Here is a 22,460-nt window from a genome sequence, read left to right on the forward strand (position 1 = left end):
ACTTCGTCGCCTGGCTGGAATCGGCCATGGCGGCGCCGAGGGCGATAAAGAGCGGGCGCAGGTGGTCGTCATGGGGGTGGGCCATGGCCGCATGGGGGGCGCGGGCGCGATAGTCTATCAGGGCGCTCTTATCCTGCGCCGCCATGGCCGATTCCAGCCAGGCGACGAAGTCGCTGGCCCAGGGGGCGGTGCGCCCCCCATCCCACTCGAGGGCGCGCAGGTTGTGGGTGATGGCCCCCGAGGCCAGGATGGCGATCCCCTCGCTGCGCAGCGGGGCCAGCAATGCCCCAAGCTGCCACAGTTGGGCCGGGCTCCAGCTGGCCGGGATCGAGATCTGCACCAGCGGCGTGGTCGCGTCGGGGTCGATCAACGAAAGGGGGGACCAGACGCCGTGGTCAAACGGGCGGGCCACCCCTTGCAGCGGCATGGCCTCGGCGGCAAACAGCGCGAGCAGCCGCTCGCCGAGCCAGGCGGGCGTATGACCGGGCCAGCGGATCTCATAGAGCGCATCGGGAAAACCGTAAAAGTCGTACATCAATTCAGGCCCAGGTTGCAGGTTGATCTGCAACTCCTGGCTGAACCAATGGGCGGAGAGCACCACCAGTCCCTTGAGGTCATCGGGCAGGGTGAGCCCTTCTAAGAAGGTGGTGGCGTGCTGGCGGCGGATCACCAGATCGGGGGCGCCGTGGGAGATAAACCAGACGGGGGCGGGAGTGCTCATGCATGCCTCGGGATAAAGGGAGGGGATGACGCTACTCTACACCCCGATTTCTATTCGATAATCATGGTGTTAATACAATCACTATCAACCATGAGTTGAAAATGAAGGGCTAACCCCATTTGAGGTATCAAGTCGGCTGACAGCGGGCGGCGAGCACGTTAATCTGGTCGGCGCAGATACATCTTTCGCCCAACGAGGCCCCACGATCGGCACCATCATGTCGACATTAACGTTTGAAGAGTACTATGACGCGGATCTGACCCTGATCCGTGACTTTTACGAGACGGCGTTCTCCCGCTACGAGCCCGAGATCGGGGAGCGGATCTTCATTGCCAAGGATGCCAATTGGCTTGTCGGCGCACTGCGGGTGCGGGCCGAGGAGCGCTATTACCATCTCTGTGGCATGCAGTTGCTGCCTCACTACCAGCAACAGGGGATTGGCCAGCAGTTGCTCAGCTTTGCCTGCGGCCTGCTCGATGGGCGCCCCATCATCTGCCAGGTGCTGCCGTTTGAGCGCGATTTCTACATGAAGGTCGGTTTTCGCCCCGGAGAGCTGCACCAACTCCCCGAGCCGCTGCGCTCGCGCCTGCATCAGCAGCAGGAGCTCGGTTATTGTATCGAGCCCCTGGTGCGTTCGGCGGCGCTGGTCGGTTAGCGCGTCAGCAGTTTGAGCTTGCCCGGTTGCACTTCCACCCCGGTCAGGTGCTCGCGCCACCAGGTTTGTTCTGCCCCCTTGCCCGTGATGCGATAAACGGGTTTGCCCTTCATGCGCTGTTGCAGGCTCTGTAGCATCAGATTGACCACCAGACCATATTGCTGCTGCACCGACTGGGGCTCGATGCGATAGTCGACCAGCTTGGCATCATCGAGATAGATGGCGTGGCTGCCCGGCTCGTAGCGCGGTTTGCCGTCGAAGGTGACGCGCAGTGTGGCATCGACCGGGGGCTTGTCACCCATCGCCATACGGGCGGTGCCGCGGCTCTCGATGCGCACCGTGTTGGCTTGCTGGCGACCGATTTGCACCGTGCCTTCGGTCAGGGCGAGTTGTCCCTGGAACAGGCCGGGCATCTGGACGTCGCGCTGGATCCCCTCCTGGCGGGCCAGCAGGGCATTGATCTGGGATTCGGTGATCTCACTCTGGCCCGGGCTGAGCAGGGCCGCAGTGAGCAGCAGGGATTGCAGTATCATGGGAACAACCTGATAGAATCGGGCCGCCAAGCATATCACAGCGTCCGTTTGCAACGGATGAAACGGCTGTCACCGTTTTGCTAAGGAGCTGACGTGTTTAACGGACTGGAAAAAGATCTCAGCGATCTCTTCAGCCATTTTCTCGGGCTGTTACTGCTGCTGTTCCACACCTTGATCGTGGTCGGCGTCTCTTTGCGGGTTATTTTCAAACGGCGCCCTATCGGTGTCTCATTGGCCTGGCTGGCCCTCATCTATGCCATCCCCTTTGCCGGGGTCGGTTTCTATATCCTGTTTGGTGAAATTCGCCTCGGCCGGCGTCGCGGTGAACAGGCCAAGACCATGTATACCCCTTATGCGGCCTGGATCCGCCAGATGGCGAGGGCTTTTCCCCAGTATCGCTGCCCGGTGAGTGACAAGGCCGCGCCGCTGCATGATCTCATCCAGGGGCGGCTGGCGATGCCGATGCTCTCCGGTAACCGTATGACGCTGCTGGAGCAGCCCGAGGCCATCTTGGGCGAGATCGCCAGCGATATCCGGGCGGCGACCCAATCTTGCTATCTCGAGTTCTACATCTGGCAGCCGGGAGGGTGGGCCGACGAGGTTGGCGAAGCCCTCATCGAGGTGTCGCAGCGCGGCGTGGACTGTCGCGTGTTACTCGACTCGGTGGGGAGCAAACACTTCTTTCGCTCCGGCTGGCCGCAGCGGCTGCGCTCTGCCGGGGTTCAGCTGATCGAGGTGCTGCCGGTCGGGGCGTGGCGTATTCCGTTCCAGCGTCAGGATCTGCGCATGCATCGCAAGCTGGTGGTGATCGATGACAAGGTGGGCTACACCGGCTCGATGAACATGGTCGACCCGCGCTTTTTCAAACAGGATGCCGGTGTGGGCCAATGGGTCGACATTATGCTGCGGGTGCAAGGGCCCATGGTGCCCCTGATGTGGTCCCTGTTTGTCTGGGACTGGGAGATGGAGACAGGCGAGCGGTTGCTCGACAGCTTGCAGCATCAGCCCGAGGCTTGGCCACTTATCAACTATCGTGCCCAGCTCATCCCCTCCGGCCCGTTCGAGGGGGGCGATGCCATCCAGCAAATCCTGCTGCAGGCCATCTATCAATCCCGCCAGCGGTTGATCCTGACCACCCCCTATTTCGTGCCGGATGACCCGCTGGTGGCGGCTCTGCGCTCGGCATCCGAGCGAGGGGTGCAGGTGCAGCTGGTGCTGCCCCATCGCAACGACTCGCGGCTGGCGCACCATGCAGGCAATGCCTTTTTAGAAGAGCTGCTCGCCTCCGGGGTCGAGATCTACCGCTATGATGCGGGGTTGCTGCACACCAAGAGCGTGCTGGTGGACGACGATTTTGCCCTGGTGGGGACGGTCAATCTGGATCGGCGCAGTCTGTGGCTCAACTTTGAGGTGACCTTGCTGGTCGACAGCCCGGTCTTTGTGGCCCAGATGCAGACGTTGGTGGCGGGGTACATTCAGGCGGCCAGCCCCATGTCGCTGGCCCGCTGGCGTCAGCGCCCTTGGTATCGGCGCATGACGGAGAACTTCTGCTACCTGTTTAGTCCCTTACTGTGACCTGCTCGCTTGTCTTCGTGCGGCCCAGCACTTAGAGTGCCTGCACTTTTTTTAATTATGCACAAGGTGTTACGGGATGAAGAAAGGGGTCATGGGGGGCGCAGCGGCCGTCCTGCTGGTGGGGGGCGCGGTGGCCGCCTGCTGGTTTACGGGTCAGGCTTTCGATAAGCAGGTGCCGGCCGAGCTGGCCAAGGCGCAGCAACTGAGTGGGATCCAGCTCGAATGGACGCCGGGTAAAACCAGTTTCCTCTCCCGTGAAGGCGCCATCAAGATGGTGCTGACGCCCGAGTTTATCTCCTCCCACTATCCCGAGTTGACCCCTGAGCATCCGTTCGAGCTCTATCTGTCTACCCAGACCCGGATCCTGCCGCTCTACAGTGCGACCCAAATCGTGCTGGATAAGTCTCGTGGCGATCTCGCCGCCGGCTTGGTCGAGCTGGGGTTGCAGGGGTGGGAGCCGGTGCTGGAGAGCCGCAACAGCCTGTGGAGCCGCCGTAATGTGAGCACCCTGACCCTGCCCGAGGCCAACGTGGCCAAGCAGGGGGAGAACCTCAAGATGCTACCGCTGGTGCTCGGCTATGACGGCGATCTGAATGGCAGTGGCAAGCTGAACCTGGATTGGCAGGGAATGACCTTCAGCCAGCCGGATCAACAGACCGAGATCAACCTGGCCCACGTGACAGGGCAGGCCGAGCTCGATGAAATTGGTGGCGTGTTGATGGTGCCCGCGAGCGAAGGGGACGTGGCCGGTCTTTCGGTGCGCATCGGTGATGAACTGAATGTCGCCTTGCAAGGGCTCAGTACTCGCTCCCATGTGGAGGGGGACGATGCTGAAACCCTGGCCAGCCGTTACGAGACCCGATTGCAGAGTCTCAAGCTGGCCATGGATGGGGAAGCTGTCGCCCTCACCGAGGGGGAGATGGTGGTCGATATCAAGGGGATGGATCTGGAAGGGTATCGAATGTTGCAGCAGGCCAACAGCGGCGTCGATATGGATCAGCAGAAGCTGGAGCAGGCGCTCAACCTGTTGCTGGCCCGTGGCGCCACGCTGTCGCTGAGCAACTTCTCGGCCAAGGTCAATGCCGAGCCGGTCTCGCTCAAGGGCAATCTGGTGCTCTCTTCCACCACCCTCGACAAGCTGACCAACGGTGTCGATGGTCTGCGCGCCCTGACCGGTCAGTTTGACGCCATCCTCTCGGGCAAGCTCGGCAATGCGCTGCCCCAGGCGGCGCCCTTGCTGCAAGGGCTTACGGCCATGGGATACCTCAAGGCCGAGGGCAACCAGCTCAAGGCGGACATCAACCTCGCCAATGGCCGCCTGACGGTCAACAGCCTGCCCCTGTGATGGCGGTGTGGTCACAATGAAAAGAGGCTCCCGATGGGAGCCTCTTTTGTTTCTGTGTGCCGACTTACTTAAAGACCACCGTCTTGTTGCCGTGTACGAACACCCGCTCGGCCAGCACTAGGCCGAGAGCCCGTGAGAGCACGGATTTTTCTACGTCGCGACCGGCCTTGGCCATGTCATCGGCGGTGAAGGTGTGATCCACGTGGGTCACGTCCTGCTCGATGATCGGGCCCTCATCCAGATCGTCGGTGACGAAGTGGGCGGTGGCGCCGATGATCTTCACGCCGCGGTTAAACGCCTGCAGGTAGGGGCGGGCGCCGATGAAGGCGGGCAGGAAGGAGTGGTGGATGTTGATGATCTTGCGTGGGTAGGCTTTGACGAAGTCGGGGGTGAGTACCCGCATGTACTTGGCCAGCACCACATAATCCGGGGCATAGCTGTCGATGATGGCGCGCACCTGACGCTCATGCTCGGCGCGATCCACTCCATCGTGGGAGACGGTGTGGAAAGGAATGTCGAACTTGCCGGTCAGCTCGGCCAGGGTGTCGTAGTTGCCGATGACGGCGGCGATCTCGAGGTTGAGCGCACCGGCGTAGCGCTTCATCAGGATATCGCCGAGGCAGTGCGCCTCCTTGGTGACCAGGATGACGATGCGCTTGTTTTCCGCCTTGACCAGACGGCGCTCGGCCCCCTGGGGCAGGGTGTCATCGAGATCGGCCAGCAGGGTTTCGTCGTTGAAACGGCCTTCCAGTTCGGTGCGCATAAAGAAGCGGCCCTGTTCGTGATCCACGAACTCGTCGTTCTTGATGATGTTGAGCTGGTGCTTGTAGCAGATGTTGGTGATTTTGGCGATCAACCCCTTGGCGTCGGGGCAGTCGGTCAGCAGAATTTTCTTTTCCATTTTGTCTGTCATGAAGTTGTTGTGATGGCAGCACAAGGCGCCGTTTTTCCGCACTATGCCACGAAGCGGCAGGGGAAGCCATGTTCGCGTGAGCGCTCGCACAGGATGGCAATATTTTCTGCTGTGGGACTGGAAACCAGAACGGCTTTTCTCTAGTCTGGGGGCGCTTATTCTCAGGGCGGGGTGCAATTCCCCACCGGCGGTATCCTGCTACGGCAGGGAGCCCGCGAGCGCCCGACATCGGTCGGGGTCAGCAGATCCGGTGAGAGGCCGGAGCCGACGGTTATAGTCCGGATGAAAGAGGATAACAGTGCGTGGTTCTTGGCATCGCCTTTCGGCGGTGCTTTGGCGCATGCGCGCTTCTGTCTGCCTTTCCGTGCCCTGATTCTGGTCTCTGTTCAATATACAGTGGAGTATTACCATGAATCAGTCTTTGCTTACCCCCTTTGGCTCCCCCCTGCAACGTGTTGAAGCCGCGCTGGACGCGTTGCGCCATGGCCGCGGCGTGCTCGTGGCCGACGATGAAGACAGGGAGAATGAAGGGGATCTCATCTTCGCGGCCGAATCCATGACCACGGCTCAGATGGCGTTGATGATCCGCGAGTGCTCCGGGATTGTCTGCCTCTGCCTGACCGACGAGCGGGTACGCCAACTGGAGCTGCCGATGATGGTCGATGCCAACTCGAGCCAGTTCCAGACCGCTTTTACCGTCACCATTGAGGCGGCGCAGGGGGTCACGACCGGTGTCTCGGCGGCCGATCGCATCACCACCATCCGTGCCGCCATCGCCGACGGCGCCGTGCCGTCCGATCTCCATCGCCCCGGCCATGTCTTCCCGCTGCGCGCCCGCCAAGGTGGGGTGTTGACCCGGCGCGGTCATACCGAGGCAACGGTCGATCTGATGACGCTGGCCGGCCTCAAACCCTTTGGCGTGTTGTGTGAACTGACCAAGGCGGATGGCAGCATGGCGCGTCTTCCCGATCTGGTTGAATTCGCTCACCAGCATGGCATGCCTGTCTTGACCATCGAGGATCTGGTGCAGTATCGTTTGGCACTGAGAGGAGAGAGCGCCTAACGGATTGTCATATCATCTGTTATTGGTTACGCTCTGACCTGGCCTTGTCCGTTATTTCGCCAACATTTCGTTTCGAGTGATGCTTTTTTAGGCGTTCGAAAAAAAATGAGTGATTTAATGCATTTATCTATGACGAGGCCTATGCAAACTCTTTTTTTTTTGTGCCATAATAACGCCGCTTGCTAAACGTCTGGCGAGTTAAAGGGAGCTATAAAATGAAAAAAATGTTGTTGGTAGGTGTAGTTGGTCTGTCTGCTCTGCTGGGCGGTTGTGCTAACACCGAGCTGGAAACCTCTGTTCAGAATCTGTCTAACAAGGTTGATCAACTGGCTCAAGACGTTAGCGCCGTTCGCGCTGATCAGTCCAAGATCGCTGCCGACGTAGCTGATGCCAAGGCTGAAGCTGCTCGTGCTAACCAGCGCCTGGACAACATGGCTACTTCCTACAAGAAGTAATACATGTGAAAAAATGGCGCGGGAAACTGCGCCATTTTTTTTCGTCTGCAGAAAACCTCTCCCCCCACTTCCCTCGTTTTTCCCTTCTTAGTTATCTCATTGATTAGCTAATAAAAAAGACCGATCGCAAGACCGGCCCCTATCTGCACAATACCCAACGATGCTCAGTAGAGCAGGCTATAGAGCTTGCGTCGCCAGGCCGATGCGGTGGGTGTGCTGCCCATGGTGGTCAGGATATCCAGATAGATTTTCTTCACGTCGCCGAAGGCGAGATCACGGCTCAGTATGCCAAACAGCAGATCGAGCGCCTCTTCCTGACGGCCGGCCTGATGATAAAGCACGGCCAGCTCCTGACTGGTGGCAAAATCTTCCGGCTGGGCGCTATGGCGCTCCTCCAGTGCTCGCAGCTCAGGGCTGTCGGAGGCCTGCCGCGCCAGATCCAGACGTGAGCAGAGGGTGTGGTAATGGCTCTCTTGAGCAACCATCGGGATGGTGCCAAGCAGCGCCTCGGCCTGATCCAGGTGGTTGAGATCCAGCTCGGCCTGTGCCAGCCACAGGACGATATCATGGCGCTCGGGAGCCAGCTGCCGCGCCTTGGTCAGCAGGGCCTGCGCCTCGCCGGCCTTCCCCTCTTCAAGATGTTGCTTGGCTTGCTCCAGCAGTGTCTCTTCTTCGCGCGGTGCAAACGCGGAGAAGTAGTCGCGCAGGGTGGCATCATCTTGCGGCCCCTCGAGGAAGCTCGCTTCGTCCGGGCGCCCCTGATGGAATTTGACCAATGCCGGCAAGGCTCGCAGCGCCAGCTGGCTGGCTAGTGACTGTAACTGGGGATCATTGATGTCGACCTTGGCCAGGGTGACGGCCGGATTATTCGGGCCAACCAGCGACTCAACCAGAGGGGTCATGGCTTGGCATTCGGGCATCTGGGGGGCATGGAAGTAGAGCACCACCGGCTTTTGCATAGAGGCATCGAGCAGGGCGGTGTGAAAATTCTGGGGAGTAATGTCGACGATCATGGAATGGCTCTCGCTTACAGACTGATCCCTACATGGGGGAGGGGGGCGATATTTTCAAGGCGTGTATCCAGCCAGTGCAGGGCGATCCGGTGATCAGCCTCGGTGGCGAGTGCCAGCCAGCCGCTGTCGCAGGGACTGTCACTGATGACGTAGGATTTTTCATCGAGGTGGTTTTCCAGCTGCCAGGCCCGTCTGGGATCGAAACTCACCCGCTCCAGTCCGGCCGAGAGGCCACCGCCGTTGGCTTTGAGCACGGCTTCCTTGCGCGCCCAGAAGCGATAGAAGAGGTGATCTCGCTGTTCGGCCGGTTGCTCGGCCAGCCACTGCACTTCTTCGGGGGCGAAGAAGCGACGGGCCAAGCGCTGGAGATCACGCCGTCGCCGCCCGAGCTCCAGATCGATGCCCACCGCGCCCTCCTGGCACAGGGCCAGCACCAGCCAGTCTGCGCTGTGACTCATGTTGAAGTGGATTCCTTCGAGCCAGGGTTTGCCGTGTTCATCGGTGTGTATCTCCAACGGATGATCCGGATAGCGCCGGCGCACTTCACGGCGTAGCAGCGCTCTGCCCATCACCCACTGCTGGCGGCGCTCTTCTTGCAAAAACTGGGCGGCAGTCGCCTGCTCCGCAGGGGAAAGTGAAGCCAGTTGAGCCTGATTGGCACGCTCTTCTTTATTCAGTGGGGCAACCAGGAAAAGCGCCACGTGATATGCCATTTTCTGCTCTCTTTTGTTATGAGAATGCCAATAAACCACATTTATGCGCAGACGCATAGCTGGCGACGCGATTGTATATTGTTTGGGCAAGATCACATTTAGCATGAAAAATAAGAAGTTTTTGCGAAAAAATGTGACCTTGATGGGTTTTATTTCTTGATCTGACACATTTCTCCTTTATATTCGAGCCTTGTGTCTTTAAAAGCCCCTTTCGGGTGCATACCTTAACTAGCTGTTTACATTAGGGAGATAAGGGATTGCGACATCTAATGCTACTGCTGGTGGCACTGGGAATGGTGGGTTGTGCCTCGGCGCCCGATCCGGATTTGGCGAGTAAGATCGAAGTCTCCATGGTTGAGCCGGTGGTCGAGCCGGAGTCCAGCGCCCCCAGTGTGGAAGAGATCCTGACGGTTTATAAAGAGTGGCGCGGCGTCCCGTACCGGATGGGCGGAACGACCCAGCGTGGTGTTGATTGCTCTGCCTTTGCTCGTGAAGTGTTCCGTGATGCGCTGGGTATCGAGCTGCCCCGCTCTACCCGCTCCCAGGTTCACGAAGGGGTTCGCGTAGCCAAGAACGAACTGGTTGAGGGGGATCTGGTGTTCTTTCGCATCAATCCGCGTCTGAACCATGTCGGTATCTATGTGGGCAACGGTGAGTTCATCCACGCCTCGGCCCGTAAAGGGGTCACCCGCTCGAAGTTGGATAACCAATACTGGCGCACCAAGTTCTGGCAGGCTCGTCGTATCAGCATCTAATCCGTCCTTCTTGAAAAACGGCTCGCAGTACGGACTGTTTCTCCAGAAAGACAGCAGGGCTCCTTCGGGAGCCCTTGGTTTTTATGGGAAGGGGCGACTATAGTAGGCGCCCCTTTTCTCGTTCCATGCCATCATGTCCCGTTCATCTGCCCCCGGATTGCACCCGCGCAATCGCCATCGCAATGGCTACGATTTCCCCGCCCTGATCAAGGCAAGCCCTGAGCTGGCCGGCTTCGTCAGCGTCGGCCCCCACGGGCGGGCCACCATCGACTTTGCCGATCCGCTTGCCGTCAAGGCGCTCAACCGTGCCCTGCTGCTGGCCTGCTACCGGTTGCGTTTCTGGGATATTCCCCCCGGCTACCTCTGCCCCCCGATTCCGGGACGGGTGGATTACCTCCACCACCTGGCCGATCTGCTGGGTGAGGAGCAAGCCGCGCCCCATGGGAAAGCGGTGCGCCTGCTCGATATCGGCACGGGGGCCAACTGTATCTATCCACTGCTCGGGCATCAGGAGTACGGCTGGCGTTTCGTGGCCAGCGACATCGAGACCGCCTCGCTCAAGAGTGCTGCGCTTATCGTGCGCAGCAATGGGCTGGAGCGAAGTATTGAGTGTCGTCATCAGCCCGATCCCAAGTGCATCTTCGATGGGATCATCCATCCCGGCGAGCAGTTTGCGGCCACCCTCTGCAATCCGCCCTTTCATGCCTCGGCCCAGGAGGCGGGCGCCGGTAGCGAGCGCAAGCTGCGCAATCTGGCCCGCTCAAGGGGGGAGCGTCACCGGGTGACGCAGGGCTCGCGGCTCAATTTCGGGGGTAAACATAATGAACTCTGGTGCGAAGGGGGGGAGCTGGCCTTCCTGCGCCGCATGATTGCCGAGAGTGCGCGTTTTGCCGATCAGTGCCGCTGGTTCACCACGCTGGTCTCCAAGGGAGAAAACCTGGCGCCGGCCCGTAAGGCGCTGGGCCAAATCGGGGTAAGCGAGGTACGGGAAATCCCCATGCATCAGGGCAACAAGATCACCCGCATTCTCGCTTGGCGCTTTGCAAACAAACCGTCATGAGGGGTGGTTTTGCAGTCAATGTGAGTAGGCACTTCGCCTGTTGGTACAGTTGTACGCCGAAATTTTTTTGCAATATCAGCGATGACTTTTCTAAAATAGGGACTGGTTTGACCTCTTGGTATACACCCAGACGGAAGGGAAAGGTTGATGAAGGTTGTCGATTTTCTGAAGCGCAAGAAGGAGATCCTGGCGCAACATCCGTTTGAGCTTAAGGATTGGCTCTCTCCTGCGATTCGCGACTACTGGCGCGAATTTCAGCAAAAAGCACAGCATCACCCCCTGTTTGGCCGGGTGATGGATGGTGCCATCACGACGTTGCAGCCTGAGCCCCAGGTCGTTAACGGTGTGGCGCAGCCCTCCTTGGACCCAGCCATCGAGCTGGAAGGCGAGGCCGCCGCCGTATTCGAGACCCTGCTGAGCCAAGTGGGGGAAGAGACCCACATCGGCGAGTGGCTGTTGGTAGATCAGGCGATGATCAATGGCTTTGCCCAGGCGACCGGGGATCACCAGTGGATCCACACCAACCCGGAGCGGGCGGCCGAAGAGTCCCCGTTCAAGAGCACCATCGCCCACGGTTTCCTGACTCTGGCGCTGCTGCCGCGCCTGACCGGCTCGGTCGATGAGCACAATCCCGAGTTCCCCACCGCCCGCATGGTGGTGAATTTTGGCCTCGACTCGGTGCGCTTTCCCTATCCCATCAAGGTGGATAGCCGCATACGAGCCCGCACCAAGCTGGCCAAGGTGAGCCCCATCAAGGGGGGCATTGAGCTGCTCAAAGAGATCAAGGTTGAGATCGAAGGGATCCGCCGCCCCGGCTGCGTGATCGAATCGCTCACCCGCCTCTATTTCTGATCTCCGATCACTAGGATACGCGACAGGGCCCACGGGCCCTGTTCTCATTTCTGCAGCTGCCCTGCTCTTATTTCTGCAGCTGCCCTGCTCTTATTTCTGTTGCTGATAGTGGGAGAAGATCCGCTCGTAACGCCCATCCGCCCGCATGGCGGCGAGCTCCTGATCGAAGCGATCGCGCAGCTCGGCCCGGTCGAAGGCGAAGTGATAGACGGTGGCGGGGAAGAGATCGTTGCGTATTACCCGGCTGGGATCATAGGGAGCCCCCTCACTGGCGGCCAGCACCCCCAGATAGTGGAGAAATATCCGCTCCTCCAGCACGATGGCCTGGGCGCGCCCCTCAAACAGCTGCTTTACCTGCAACTCCTGACGGGCCAGCTCCTGATAGCTACGGCTGCGCCGGATGGCGTTGGCAAAGGCGCTGCCGAGGATATCGTTGGCACGCTGGAAGGCCACCACATTGAGGTTGGCCAGCTGCTCCAGCCGCTCGATACGCAGTGGGGTGAGGGTGAACACATAGTTGTGGAAGGTGATGGCCGGCTGGGAGAGGTAACCACGCTTGAGCATGCCGGGGCGGACGTTGATGATGCCGTCGAGGTGCCCCTGCTCCATTTGCTCGAACGTCTGGCGCAGGGAGAGGTAATTGAACTCGGGCTGATAGGGGGTGCCGGCAAAGGCTTCTCGCAGCAGATCGAGTTCAATCCCCCTGTCCTGCTCGCGGATAACATAGGGAGGGATGGCCAGACTGACCCCTATCCGCAATGGTTCAGCCAGCCCCGGCCATGCCAGAGAGCCGAGTAACAGCCATCCTATTCCTCGAATCATCCGTCCTCCTCCTTGAGGCCCGCACCTGACCATTGTGACACAAAGCCAGCGCCTGCACAGTCGGTTCCGGTTTAGCCGAGCAAGCCTTGCAGCGGGTGAACCCAGACCCATTCACCGGGTTGTACTGCACCCTGAGCCGGCAAGATCTCGATGAGGCAGTTGGCCTGGGCGACCGAGCTTAAGATCCCCGATCCCTGCGGCCCTGTGGTGCGCACCGTGAGGCGGCCATTGCTGTCTTGAGTGAAGACGCCGCGCAAAAACTCGGTGCGGCCGGGGCGGCTCTTCATCCCCTCGCTGGCCTGGGCGCGCAGGCGCCACGGCTGCCATGACCTTCCTTGCATGGCGTGCAGGGCGGGCAGCACGAATTGCAAGAAGCAGACCACGGCGGCGACCGGGTTGCCGGGCAGGCCGAAGAAGGGGGTGCCGGCAATCTGGCCGAAGGCGAGCGGCCGGCCGGGGCGCATCTGGATGCGCCAGAAGGCGATGCTGCCCAGCTGCTCGAGGGCGGCGCGGATATAGTCGGCATTGCCCACCGACACCCCTCCCGAGCTCAACACCAGATCGCACTCGGCCGCGGCCTGGGCCAGCGCTTGCGTGATGGCCGCCTGATGGTCGGGCAGGATGCCAAGATCGACCACCTCGACCCCGGCGCGCTCGGCCAGGGCGCGCAGGGTGAAGCGGTTGCTGTCGTAGATGGCGCCGGGGCGCAGTGCCTCGCCCGGAGCCTGCACTTCATCGCCAGAGCTAAACAGGGCGACCCTGAGCGGCGCCAGCACCCGCAAGCTAGCGCAGCCGAGGGAGGCGGCGAGCCCCAGCTCGGCGGCCTCCAGCCGGGTGCCCCGTGCGATGGCCACTGCCCCCATGGCGAGATCCTCACCCGCTTGGCGTACGTTTTGCCCGCGCTGGAGGGGGGCGGTGAAGCGCACCCGTCCCTGCTCCTCCACCGTCTGCTCGCGCATCACCACCGTATCCACGCCGGGGGGGAGGGGGGCGCCCGTCATGATCCGCACCGCCTCACCGGTGGCTACGCGCTGCGCGCTGGGGTGGCCGGCCAGCACCTCGCCCACCACCTGCCAGCTTGCGTGCGTCAACACACTGCCATCGATGCCGTAGCCGTCCATCGCCGAGTTGGTGTGGGGCGGTACGTTGCACGGGCTGATCAGATCCTCGGCCAGCACCAAACCGGCGCACACGCCGAGCGGACGCTCGAGATGGCGCTGCTGGGGGGAAAGGGCGGTGAGGATCTGTGCGCGTGCCTGCGCCACCGAGAGCAACGCCGGGCTTAAGGTGTCGCAGCTCTCCTTTGCCGGGGCGGCCGCCGCCTTGATATGGTGTTCGATGAAATCGGCGATGGCCGGGATCTCATTGAGTGGCAGCAGCGGCACCGCCAGCTCGAGTGGCACGTCGCTCGCCACCGCCAGCAGATCCTGCTGGCGCACCTCGGGCAGCGGCTTGCCGAGGGCGGCGCGGTGCAGGGCAATCTTGGGAATGGGGTCCTGTTTGAACCCCTCAACCAGGATGAGATCGAGCGTGGTGCGATCGAGTTTGGCCAGCAGCTCGGCCAGCGCCGGCTCCCCGTGCGGGGTCTCGGTGAGGTGGGCATGGCGCCGCGCCGAGGCGATCAGCACCTGCTCGGCCCCGGCTTTGCGCAGGCGCCAGCTGTCCTTGCCCGGCTGGTCGATGTCGAAGTCATGGTGGGCGTGCTTGAGCACCGCCAGACGCAGGCCGCGCCGGTTGAGCTCGGGAATGAGCTGCTCGAGCAAGGTGGTCTTGCCGGTGCCGCTCCAGGCGGCGAAGCCGATGATGGGCAGATCGGGATTAGCTGGCTTCATGCTGGGCGATATCCTCCGGGCGGTTGAGGTTGTCAAAGGCGTGCGGGCAGTCGGAGAAGTCGGCCTGCACCATGTGGTGGCGGGCAAACCAGTAGTCAATCTTGCGCTCCCCCTCGGCCAGCGCCTGGGCCAGATCCGGGGCGAGGGCGCGCCGCACCAGCGCCACCACGGGTTGCAGCCAGTGGCCGTCGTGGGCCACCACCACGTCGCACCCGGGAGTGCGTGCCTGGCACAGGCGGGCGGCGAGATCGGTCGGCAGGAAGGGGGTGTCACAGGGGACAAACAGCACCCAGTCGTGGCGGGCCCGCTCCAGGCCGGCCAACATGCCGGCCAGTGGGCCGGGGTAGTCCGGCAGGCGGTCGCTTACCACGGGGGCCAGTTGGCTGTACTGCTCGAGCGAGCGGTTGGCATTGATGACGAGTTCATCGACCTGGGGGGCCAGGCGCTCCAGCACGTGCTGGATCAGCGGCTTGCCGGCAAGGGGAACCCACCCCTTGTCCTGGCCACCCATGCGGGTGGCGCGGCCACCGGCCAGGATGACGGCAGAGAGGGGATCAGGCGTGTTGGACATGGTCTTCTCGTGTTGGCATGCGATACAGAGTCAGTGGGCCATTCTCCACTAACTGGCTGTGCTGCAACAGCCAGTGGCGTTGGCAGCGGGCGGTCAGCAGGTTCTCTTGGTGGCTGGTGACCACCCGGGCACAGCCCTGTTCACCGAGATCCTGCGCCAGATCGGCCATCAGGGCAATGGAGTGGCTGTCGAGATTGGCGGTGGGCTCGTCGAGCAGCAGGTAGGCCGGCTGCAATACCCAGGCGCGGGCCAGGGCCAGACGCTGGCGCTCACCGCCGGAGAGCAAGGAGACGTGCTCTCCGGCCAGGTGCTCGAGATCGGCGCGGCGCAGCGCGTCGATGAGGCGCCGGTGGTGGCGCTGTTTCAGCCCCCACGCTAGGTTGTCGCGCACCGTGCCGTCAAACAGGTAGGGGCTCTGGTGCAGATAGATGACCCGCCCCGGCCCCGGCTGGCGCAGACCGAAACGCCGCGCCAGCGCGAGCAGCAGGGAGGGGCGGTTGCTCAGCTCGCCGCCGCTTGGGCGCTGCAAGCCGGCCAGGATCTTGAGCAGGGTGGTCTTGCCCACCCCGTTGGCACCGCGCAGCCAGATGGCATCGCCGGGGGCGATGATCAGCTCGGGAATGTAAAAAAGCGGCCGCTCGCCAAATTGCATGTGCAGGTTGCGGGCATGGAGGGTCAGCATGTCAGGTTCTCAGAAAGGCGCGCCCCTGCAACAGGGAGAGCAGCAGGTTGAGGGCGAGGGCGAGGGCAAGCAGCACCATGCCAAGGGCAATCCCCTGGGTGAAGGCCCCCTTCTGGGTCTCCAGGGCGATGGCGGTGGTGATGTTACGGGTGAAGTAGAGGATGTTGCCCCCCACCAGGGTGGCGCACCCCACCTCGGTGATCACCCGGCTAAACGCCGTGATGCCGGCGGCCAGCAGGCCGAAGCGGCACTCGTGGCAGAGCTGGCGAAAGGCGCGCAGGCGCGAGCCGGAGAGGGTTAGCGCGGTTTCGAAGGCGCGCCGGTCGCTGTGCTGGAAGGTGGCGTGAGACATGGAGGCGATGACCGGAAAGCCGATCAGCACCTGGCCCGCTATCATCCCCTGCTGGGTAAACAGCCACTGCCAATCACCGAGCGGGCCGGAACGCGACAGCAGCATATAGAGCAGCAGGCCGATCACCACGCTCGGGATCGATTGCAGGGTGTGCAGCGCCGTCAGCCAGAGCCAGCGCGCCGGCAAATTGAGGTAGGCGAGGCCAAAGCCGAGCAGCAGGGCCGGCAGCCAGCACAGGGCCAGCGCCAACCCCGACACCGTAAAGGAGACCCCGACGATTTGCCACAGCTCGGGGTCGGCGGTCAGCAGCAGGCGCAGGGCCTGCGTGCTGGTGTCGAGCAGACTGCTCATGCCGGCTTGTCGGCATCCGCGACGAACAGCGGCTTGCCGTTGACGGTGAAGCTGTTGATGAGCTGCTGGCCATGCTGGGATACCAGCCAGTCAGAGAGGACGCGGGCGCCTTCGGTGTTGAGCTTGGGCCAGCGCTTCGGGTTGACCAGGATCACCCGATAGGGGTTGAACAGGCGCTTGTCGCCCTCCAGCAGCAGAGCCAGCTTGAGCTTGCCCTCATAGGCGAGCCAAGTGCCGCGGTCGGTCAGGGTGTAGCCACCCAGCTCCGAGGTCATGGTCAGGGTCGGGCCCATCCCCTGACCGATGGACTTGTAGCCCTTGAAGGCAGGCGTGATGCCGGCGGCTTGCCACAGCGCCTTCTCCTTGACGTGGGTCCCCGACTCGTCACCGCGCGAGACAAAGATGGCCTCCTTATCGGCCAGGGCCTTGAGGGCCTTGGCGGCATCCTTGAGCGGCTTGATCCCGGCAGGATCGCCCGCCGGGCCGACCAGCACGAAGTCGTTGTACATCAGGTGGCGCGGCTCGATGCCAAAACCGGCCTCGACAAACGTCTGCTCCGAGCTGGGGGCATGGGTCATCACCAGATCCACGTCGCCGTTCTCACCCATCTTGAGGCTCTGACCGGTGCCGGCCGCCAGCACCTGCACCCGGTAGCCGGTCTCCTTGGTGAACTGGGGCAGCAGCCAGCCGAGCAGGCCGGATTGCTCGGTGCTGGTGGTGGTGGCAAGGCGGATGATCGGGTTGGCCGGTTCGGCCAGGGCCTGCTGGGAGAGCAGCAGACCGCCGAGTAGCAGGGCGGCGAGGCGTTTCATCGAATTCTCCATGATGAGCTGGAGCCGGGACAGTCCCGGGCTCCCGAGGATGCTCTATTAAGCAAGGGCGGTGCCAGCTTGATGATATTTACTTTTTACATTTTAAAACAAACAGTTACCTGCTTTCAAAGGGCGTGGTAGGTGCCTTCTTACGCCCCGGGCTTGGTTTATGGCGGCAAACGAGACAAAATGTCCCACCTCTGTCGGAGCCCTCTTACCCAGTCGGAGCGATACCCATGACGCTACCCATGACCACCTGGTCTGCCCTTTCACTGCTCATCGTCGATGACGAGCCGGGGATGCGCAGCTTCCTGGGCAAGGCGCTGGCCAAGCGCTTTGCTCAGGTCGAGACCGCCGCCAGCGTCGAGGAGGCCGAGGCACTGCGCAGTCGGCTCCATTTCGACCTTATCATCGCCGACATCCGCCTGCCGGGGCGCTCTGGCATCGAGTGGCACGAATCCTTACAACCGAGCGAGCGCCGCTCCGATCTCATCTTCATGACCGGCTACGGCGACATGGAGTCGGCCCTGCGTGCCCTGCGCCTCGGCGCCAGCGACTTCATCCTCAAGCCGTTCAACCTCGAGCAGATGGTGCAGGCGGTGGATCGGGTGATCGCCCGCCGCCACCTGGAGCGGGAGAACTGGCTGCTGCGCCAGGAGGTGAGCAAGCACTTCCCTGTGCAGCTCATCGGTGACTCGGCCACTACCGCCGATCTCAAGTGCATGATCGCCAGAGTGGCGCCTTCGCCGGCGGCGGTGCTGGTCGAGGGGGAGTCGGGCACCGGCAAGGAGCTGGTGGCCCGCGCGCTACACCAGCTCTCCGGCCGCTCCGGAGCCTTCGTGCCGGTCAACTGCGGGGCCATTGCCCCCGAGCTGCTCGAAAGCGAGCTGTTTGGCCATGTGCAGGGGGCCTTCACCGGTGCCCGCAAGGGGCGCGAGGGGCTGTTTCGGGTCGCCCAGCAGGGCACCCTGTTTCTCGACGAGATCGGCGAGATGCCGCTGGCCATGCAGTCCTCGTTGCTGCGCGCCCTGGAGCAGAAGGCCATCCGCCCGGTGGGGGCCGAGCGCGAGCTGCCAGTGGACGTGCGCATCGTGGCGGCCACCAACCGTAACCTCAAAGAGGAGGTGGAGGCTGGGCGTTTTCGGGCCGACCTCTTCTACCGCCTCAACGTGGTCACCCTCAAGGTGGCGCCCCTGCGTGAGCGGCCCGAGGATATTCCGGCGCTGGTGCACCACTTTACCGAGCGGCTCACCACTGAGATGGGGATGGCGCCGCTGCGCTGGACCCACGAGGATGTGGCGGCGATGCAGGCTCACGAGTGGCCCGGCAACGTGCGTGAGCTGCGCAACCTCATCGAGCGCAGCCTGCTGCTTGGCAAACCGCCCGCGCTGGAGTGGCAAGCCGAGGTGGGCGTTCAGGCCGCTCAGAGCGGCTACCCCGATGAGTGGGATCTGGCGCGCGTGGCGCGGGCCCACATCGAGCAAGTGGTCGCGCGCTGTGACGGCAACAAGTCGGCGGCGGCCCGCACTCTCGGGGTGGCGCGCAAGACTTTGGAGCGCAAGTTCAAGGAGTGGGAGCAGGCGTGACCCCCTCGCTGCTGCGCCGCTGGCGCACCCGGGTGCGCTGGCGCCTGCTCACCCTCACCTCTGTGCCGATCCTGGTCACCCTACTCGGCATGCTGGGGTTGACCCTCTACTGGACCCTTAATTACAGCTGGCAGAACCTGCTGTCGCGGGTGCGCGCCGATCTCGGGGTGGCGCACCAGGCGCTGCGGGTCGAGCAAGAGCACCAGAGCGATCTGCTGGCCCACCTGCGCGACAGTTGGGCCTTCCAGCAGCGGCTGCGCCAGGCGCCAGAGAGCCTCGATGGCTGGCTGGACGAGCCGGCCCAGCGCTGGCCGCTCGATGGGGTGCGCCTGCGCCGCGATGTGGCTCTCGATGCCCTGCCGAAGGCGGCGCGCGATCGCCTGCGATTGGGGGCGCCGGTGACCCAGTTTGCCATCTGGTCGCCCGAGCAGCTGGCTGCGTTCAACCCGGCGCTGGTCGAGCAGGCCCGCGTGGGGGAAGAGCGGCGCGGCCTGATGAGCCTCTCTTGGGTGCCTGTGCTGGGGCCGAATGGTCGGCTGTTGGGGATCCTCGAGGGGGGAGCGCTCATCAACCGCGACGGTGAGCTGGTCGATCGGTTGCGCGATCAGGTGTTTGTGCCCGGCACCCTACCGGAGGGGGAGAGTGGCGCCGTCACCTTCTTTCTCGGCGATCTGCGGGTCAGCACCAATGTGCCGGCCGACAGCGCACGGGGCGGTGGACGGGCGCTGGCCACCCAGGTGTCGGCCCCGGTGCGCCGGCAGGTGCTTGAGCAGGGGGTGAGCTGGGTCGATCGGGCCTGGGTGCACGACGCCTGGGCGGTCTCCGGTTACGAGCCGCTGCGCGATCTGCACGGCCACGCCATCGGCATGCTCTATGTGGGATTCCCCGAGTGGCCCTTCGTGCGCACCTATCTGGTCAATCTGCTCGAGCTGGGTAGCGGGGTGGCGCTGCTGCTGCTCATCTCGGGGCTCTTGGTCTATCGCGGCGCGCGCGATCTCTTCTCTCCCATCGAGCAGATCCACCGGGTGGTGCGCGCCACCCGGCGCCAGCAGGAGGCGCGCATCGGTCCGCTCGGGCTCGATCCGGCGCATGAGCTGGCCCAGTTGGGCCGTCAGTTTGACGCCATGCTCGATCTGCTGGCCGAGCGCAACCGCGAGATAGCCGGCGCCGCCGAGGCGCTGGAGGGCAAGGTGGCGGCCCGCACCCTGAGCCTGCACCAGAAGACCGCCGAGCTGGAGGAGCACATCCGCATGCTGACCGAGGCGCGAGAGCAGCTGCTCATCAGCGAGAAGCTGGCGGCCCTTGGCGAGCTGTGCGCCGGGGTGGCCCACGAGATCAACAATCCGCTGGCGGTGATCCTCGGCAACATGGAGCTGCTCAAGCTGGAGCTGGGGGAGGCGGCGGCCCCGGTGAGCGACGAGATTGAGCTGGTGCTCACTCAGGTGGATCGCATCCGGGCCATCACCCGCAGCCTGTTGCAGTATTCGCGCCCCGGTGACTACGAGACCCCTCCGGTGTGGCAGCACCTGGGGCCCATCGTGCAGGAGAGCCTGACACTGGTCGGGGCGACCCTGCGCCAGCAGTCGATCGCCCTCGAATGCCAGTTGTCGGCCAGTGCCCCTATCGAGGCCGATCGCCAGCAACTGTTGCAGGTGATGGTCAACCTGCTGGTCAATGCCGCCCACGCCATCGCCCGCCGTCGTGAGCAGCGCGGCGAGGGGGGCCGGATCGTGGTGAGTACCCGCGACTGGCGTGAGCAGGGGGCGCTGCGCGGAGCCGAGATCCGGGTGCAGGACGATGGCTGCGGCATCGAGCCAGCGCTGTTACAGCGCATCTTCGAGCCTTTTTTCACCACTCGCGCCAATGGCACTGGGCTGGGGCTGGCGCTCTCGCACCGTATCGTCAGCCGCTGGGGGGGTGAGCTTTCGGTCGAGTCGGTGCCGGGGCAGGGGAGCTGCTTTACGGTGCGCCTGCAAAGCCGAGCCAGCCACGAGCCGGGGGAGGCGCAGGGCCATGCCGATGCGTGGCGGCTGGGGCTGGGCGGGGAGGAGGCGGCGCCCTAGCTCTGACCACTCCACAGCGGCTTGCCGCACTGGGCCAGATCATAGCCGCCAAGCCGCGCCGCCAGCTCGCGCCCCTCACTCCCCTGCAACCACTCCATCAGGTGCTGCAACAGGGTGCGAAAGAAGACCCCCTGCGGCATCACCAGATCGACGCTCTCCTGGGAGAGGGGAACAAACCCCAGTCCGAACTCGGTGGCGGTGGAGAGGGCCCCCGGCCCCACGTCCGCCTCGCCACGGCACAGCGTCGCCGCCAGATCCCGCTCGCTGCCGGCTTGAACCGCGCAGTGCAACCCCTCCAGCGAACGCCCCTCGGTGAGCAGCCACTCCTGTAGGGCCCGCTGGCTGCCGGCCCCCTCCTGGCGCATCACCCAGCGCAGCGGCAGGGTCTGCGGCGCCTTTAGATCGCCGAGCCCCTGGCGCAGGAGCAGCCCCTGCATGCGGCGAAAGCCGTGCACCAGAACCCACTGACGGTGCCCCTGGTATTGCTGGATCAGGGCCGGGTGGCGCAGGTGCGACTCCTCGGCCCTGCCCCAGTGGATGGCGCACAGATCCACGTGGCCGCGCGCCAGCATCGCCAGCCCCTGGCGGGTGCCGCACGGGGTGTAGCCGACCAGCGCCGCGGTGCCGAGCCGCTCGGCCAGCCGCTGCACCCCGTGGTGTAGCAGCATGTCGTCGGAGCCGGCCAGGATCAGCCGATCGTTCATCACCCCGTCGTGGCAGCTGCCGAGCAGCCAGCGATCGAGCAGGGATTTGGGAAACAGCCACTTGCCGGTCGCCTTGGTGGCCGGGATGCGCGCCTCGTTGGCGAGCTGGTAGACCTTCTTCTCGTTGAGATCGAGATACTCCGCCACCTGGCGCACGTTCATGAACTCAGTCACGGCGAGCACTCTCCAGCACCGGCGGCTTCTCATCGAGCAGCAGGTTGTCGTGGCCGCTGAAGACCTGGAAGTGGCGCCCCTTGGCGCGGGCAATCATGGTGATGCCGAGCTGGCGCGCGAGATCGAGCCCCATCTGGGTGACGCCGGAGCGCGACAGCAGCACAGGGATGCCCATCTGCGCCACCTTGATCACCATCTCGGATGTGAGCCGGCCCGTGGTGTAGAAGATTTTATCGCTGCCGCTGTCACCGCTGAGCCACAGCTCGCCGGCCAGGGTGTCGACCGCGTTGTGGCGCCCCACGTCCTCGACAAACGAGAGGATCTGCGCGCCCCGGCACAGGGCGCAGCCGTGCACGGCGCCGGCCTGCTTGTAGGTGTCGTTGTAGGCCGACAGCGCCTTGAGCAGGGCATAGAGAGTGCTCTGGCGCACCTGGCCCTGAACGAGGCGCACCCCCTCAAGCTGCTTCATCACGCTGCCATACATGGTGCCCTGACCACAGCCCGAGGTGACCGTTTTTTTCTCCAGCGCCTGGTCGATATCGCCGGTCTCTTCGCGGGTGATGAGGGCCGCCGCCTCGCTCTCCCAGTCGACGATCAGCGAGTCGATGGCGGCCAGATCCCGGATAAACCCCTGATTCTTGAGATAACCCAGCACCAGCGCCTCGGGGCGGGCCCCCAGGGTCATCAGGGTCACCACCTCCTTCCAGTTGAGGTAGACGGTGAGCGGCCGCTCGCATGCGATCTGCTGGGTGTTGCGCTGCCCCTGCTCGTCCATCACCTCGACGGTCATGGTGAGCTCGACCGGATTGCTGCGTTTGATAAAGGGGGGGAGGGTCATGGTCTGCAGGCTCCTGATGG

At 63.3% G+C, this 22,460-nt stretch carries 23 protein-coding genes and 1 riboswitch; of the genes, 10 read left to right on the forward strand and 13 right to left on the reverse strand.

Annotation, left to right across the window (positions count from 1 at the left end; all coding sequences use genetic code 11):
- Positions 1–721 (reverse strand): DODA-type extradiol aromatic ring-opening family dioxygenase (locus tag BN1134_RS17565; RefSeq protein ID WP_042048786.1); only part of this gene is annotated, 721 nt, incomplete at its 3' end.
- A 217-nt stretch (positions 722–938) separates the two neighbouring features.
- Between BN1134_RS17565 and BN1134_RS17570 the strand changes: the two genes are divergently transcribed.
- Positions 939–1,376, forward strand: a complete 438-nt coding sequence (locus tag BN1134_RS17570; RefSeq protein ID WP_042048787.1) for a GNAT family N-acetyltransferase — start codon at positions 939–941, stop codon at positions 1,374–1,376.
- On the opposite strand, the gene BN1134_RS17575 is transcribed toward BN1134_RS17570, so the two are convergent.
- Positions 1,373–1,909: a YceB family lipoprotein gene (locus BN1134_RS17575; protein ID WP_042048788.1), complete on the reverse strand. Its 537-nt coding sequence runs from the start codon at positions 1,907–1,909 to the stop codon at positions 1,373–1,375. The two genes, BN1134_RS17570 and BN1134_RS17575, sit on opposite strands and share 4 nt — an antisense overlap.
- A gap of 93 nt (positions 1,910–2,002) precedes the next feature.
- Here BN1134_RS17575 and cls point away from each other — a divergent pair, with 93 nt between their 5' ends.
- Positions 2,003–3,484: a cardiolipin synthase gene (gene cls, locus BN1134_RS17580; protein ID WP_042048789.1), complete on the forward strand. Its 1,482-nt coding sequence runs from the start codon at positions 2,003–2,005 to the stop codon at positions 3,482–3,484.
- A 76-nt stretch (positions 3,485–3,560) separates the two neighbouring features.
- Entirely contained in the window at positions 3,561–4,829 is a 1,269-nt protein-coding gene (locus tag BN1134_RS17585) for a DUF945 family protein (RefSeq protein ID WP_042048790.1), read from the forward strand.
- Between the two features lie 64 nt (positions 4,830–4,893).
- Here the strand turns inward: BN1134_RS17585 and purU are convergent, their stop codons facing one another.
- Positions 4,894–5,730 carry a formyltetrahydrofolate deformylase gene (gene purU / locus BN1134_RS17590; protein WP_042048791.1) on the reverse strand — a complete coding sequence of 279 codons (837 nt, stop codon included), beginning with the start codon at positions 5,728–5,730 and terminating at the stop codon, positions 4,894–4,896.
- A 165-nt stretch (positions 5,731–5,895) separates the two neighbouring features.
- Positions 5,896–6,040, forward strand: a riboswitch (FMN riboswitch).
- A 111-nt stretch (positions 6,041–6,151) separates the two neighbouring features.
- On the opposite strand from purU, the gene ribB reads away from it, so the two are divergent.
- On the forward strand, positions 6,152–6,805 hold the full coding sequence (ribB, locus tag BN1134_RS17595) for a 3,4-dihydroxy-2-butanone-4-phosphate synthase (RefSeq protein ID WP_042048792.1): 654 nt from the start codon (positions 6,152–6,154) through the stop codon (positions 6,803–6,805).
- Positions 6,806–7,020: 215 nt separating this feature from the next.
- On the forward strand, positions 7,021–7,260 hold the full coding sequence (locus BN1134_RS17600) for an Lpp/OprI family alanine-zipper lipoprotein (protein WP_005363258.1): 240 nt from the start codon (positions 7,021–7,023) through the stop codon (positions 7,258–7,260).
- 164 nt (positions 7,261–7,424) lie between these two features.
- On the opposite strand, the gene BN1134_RS17605 is transcribed toward BN1134_RS17600, so the two are convergent.
- On the reverse strand, positions 7,425–8,273 hold the full coding sequence (locus tag BN1134_RS17605) for a tetratricopeptide repeat protein (RefSeq protein ID WP_042048793.1): 849 nt from the start codon (positions 8,271–8,273) through the stop codon (positions 7,425–7,427).
- Between the two features lie 14 nt (positions 8,274–8,287).
- Complete coding sequence (locus tag BN1134_RS17610) at positions 8,288–8,986, reverse strand: 4'-phosphopantetheinyl transferase family protein (protein WP_052449532.1); 699 nt, start codon at positions 8,984–8,986, stop codon at positions 8,288–8,290.
- 269 nt (positions 8,987–9,255) lie between these two features.
- Here BN1134_RS17610 and BN1134_RS17615 point away from each other — a divergent pair, with 269 nt between their 5' ends.
- The 3 genes from BN1134_RS17615 (at position 9,256) to BN1134_RS17625 (ending at position 11,653) form a co-directional block, all read left to right on the forward strand.
- Positions 9,256–9,741 carry a C40 family peptidase gene (locus BN1134_RS17615; protein ID WP_042048794.1) on the forward strand — a complete coding sequence of 162 codons (486 nt, stop codon included), beginning with the start codon at positions 9,256–9,258 and terminating at the stop codon, positions 9,739–9,741.
- Between the two features lie 133 nt (positions 9,742–9,874).
- The gene (gene rlmF, locus BN1134_RS17620; RefSeq protein ID WP_084214861.1) at positions 9,875–10,801 is read left to right on the forward strand and encodes a 23S rRNA (adenine(1618)-N(6))-methyltransferase RlmF; all 927 of its coding nucleotides are present in this window, start codon (positions 9,875–9,877) and stop codon (positions 10,799–10,801) included.
- Between the two features lie 147 nt (positions 10,802–10,948).
- On the forward strand, positions 10,949–11,653 hold the full coding sequence (locus BN1134_RS17625) for a MaoC family dehydratase (RefSeq protein WP_042048796.1): 705 nt from the start codon (positions 10,949–10,951) through the stop codon (positions 11,651–11,653).
- Between the two features lie 90 nt (positions 11,654–11,743).
- Here BN1134_RS17625 and BN1134_RS17630 read toward each other — a convergent pair whose 3' ends face one another.
- From BN1134_RS17630 to BN1134_RS17655, 6 genes are all read right to left on the reverse strand, one after another.
- A complete protein-coding gene (locus BN1134_RS17630; RefSeq protein ID WP_042048797.1) occupies positions 11,744–12,475 on the reverse strand; it encodes a substrate-binding periplasmic protein in 732 nt (243 codons plus the stop codon).
- A gap of 71 nt (positions 12,476–12,546) precedes the next feature.
- Positions 12,547–14,307: a bifunctional molybdopterin-guanine dinucleotide biosynthesis adaptor protein MobB/molybdopterin molybdotransferase MoeA gene (locus BN1134_RS17635; RefSeq protein WP_042048798.1), complete on the reverse strand. Its 1,761-nt coding sequence runs from the start codon at positions 14,305–14,307 to the stop codon at positions 12,547–12,549.
- Positions 14,294–14,878 carry a molybdenum cofactor guanylyltransferase MobA gene (gene mobA, locus BN1134_RS17640; RefSeq protein ID WP_042048800.1) on the reverse strand — a complete coding sequence of 195 codons (585 nt, stop codon included), beginning with the start codon at positions 14,876–14,878 and terminating at the stop codon, positions 14,294–14,296. Before mobA ends, BN1134_RS17635 begins: the two co-directional genes overlap by 14 nt.
- A complete protein-coding gene (locus BN1134_RS17645) occupies positions 14,862–15,560 on the reverse strand; it encodes an ABC transporter ATP-binding protein (RefSeq protein ID WP_156991859.1) in 699 nt (232 codons plus the stop codon). The genes mobA and BN1134_RS17645 overlap by 17 nt, the downstream gene beginning before the upstream one ends.
- A gap of 1 nt (position 15,561) precedes the next feature.
- Positions 15,562–16,263: an ABC transporter permease gene (locus BN1134_RS17650; protein ID WP_042048803.1), complete on the reverse strand. Its 702-nt coding sequence runs from the start codon at positions 16,261–16,263 to the stop codon at positions 15,562–15,564.
- Positions 16,260–17,075, reverse strand: a complete 816-nt coding sequence (locus BN1134_RS17655; RefSeq protein ID WP_042048804.1) for an ABC transporter substrate-binding protein — start codon at positions 17,073–17,075, stop codon at positions 16,260–16,262. Before BN1134_RS17655 ends, BN1134_RS17650 begins: the two co-directional genes overlap by 4 nt.
- Positions 17,076–17,311: 236 nt before the next feature.
- Between BN1134_RS17655 and BN1134_RS17660 the strand changes: the two genes are divergently transcribed.
- Positions 17,312–18,661 (forward strand): sigma-54-dependent transcriptional regulator, encoded by a 1,350-nt coding sequence (locus BN1134_RS17660; protein ID WP_042048805.1) that lies wholly within the window; start codon positions 17,312–17,314, stop codon positions 18,659–18,661.
- On the forward strand, positions 18,658–20,724 hold the full coding sequence (locus BN1134_RS17665) for a sensor histidine kinase (protein WP_042048806.1): 2,067 nt from the start codon (positions 18,658–18,660) through the stop codon (positions 20,722–20,724). Before BN1134_RS17660 ends, BN1134_RS17665 begins: the two co-directional genes overlap by 4 nt.
- Here BN1134_RS17665 and BN1134_RS17670 read toward each other — a convergent pair.
- Together BN1134_RS17670 and BN1134_RS17675 are read right to left on the reverse strand one after the other, a co-directional pair.
- Complete coding sequence (locus BN1134_RS17670; RefSeq protein WP_042048838.1) at positions 20,721–21,590, reverse strand: helix-turn-helix transcriptional regulator; 870 nt, start codon at positions 21,588–21,590, stop codon at positions 20,721–20,723. The two genes, BN1134_RS17665 and BN1134_RS17670, sit on opposite strands and share 4 nt — an antisense overlap.
- Before the next feature lie 4 nt (positions 21,591–21,594).
- The gene (locus tag BN1134_RS17675; RefSeq protein WP_042048807.1) at positions 21,595–22,440 is read right to left on the reverse strand and encodes a formate dehydrogenase accessory sulfurtransferase FdhD; all 846 of its coding nucleotides are present in this window, start codon (positions 22,438–22,440) and stop codon (positions 21,595–21,597) included.
- Positions 22,441–22,460: the final 20 nt, after the last annotated feature.

Source organism: Aeromonas simiae (assembly GCF_000820125.1).
GTDB lineage: Bacteria > Pseudomonadota > Gammaproteobacteria > Enterobacterales > Aeromonadaceae > Aeromonas > Aeromonas simiae.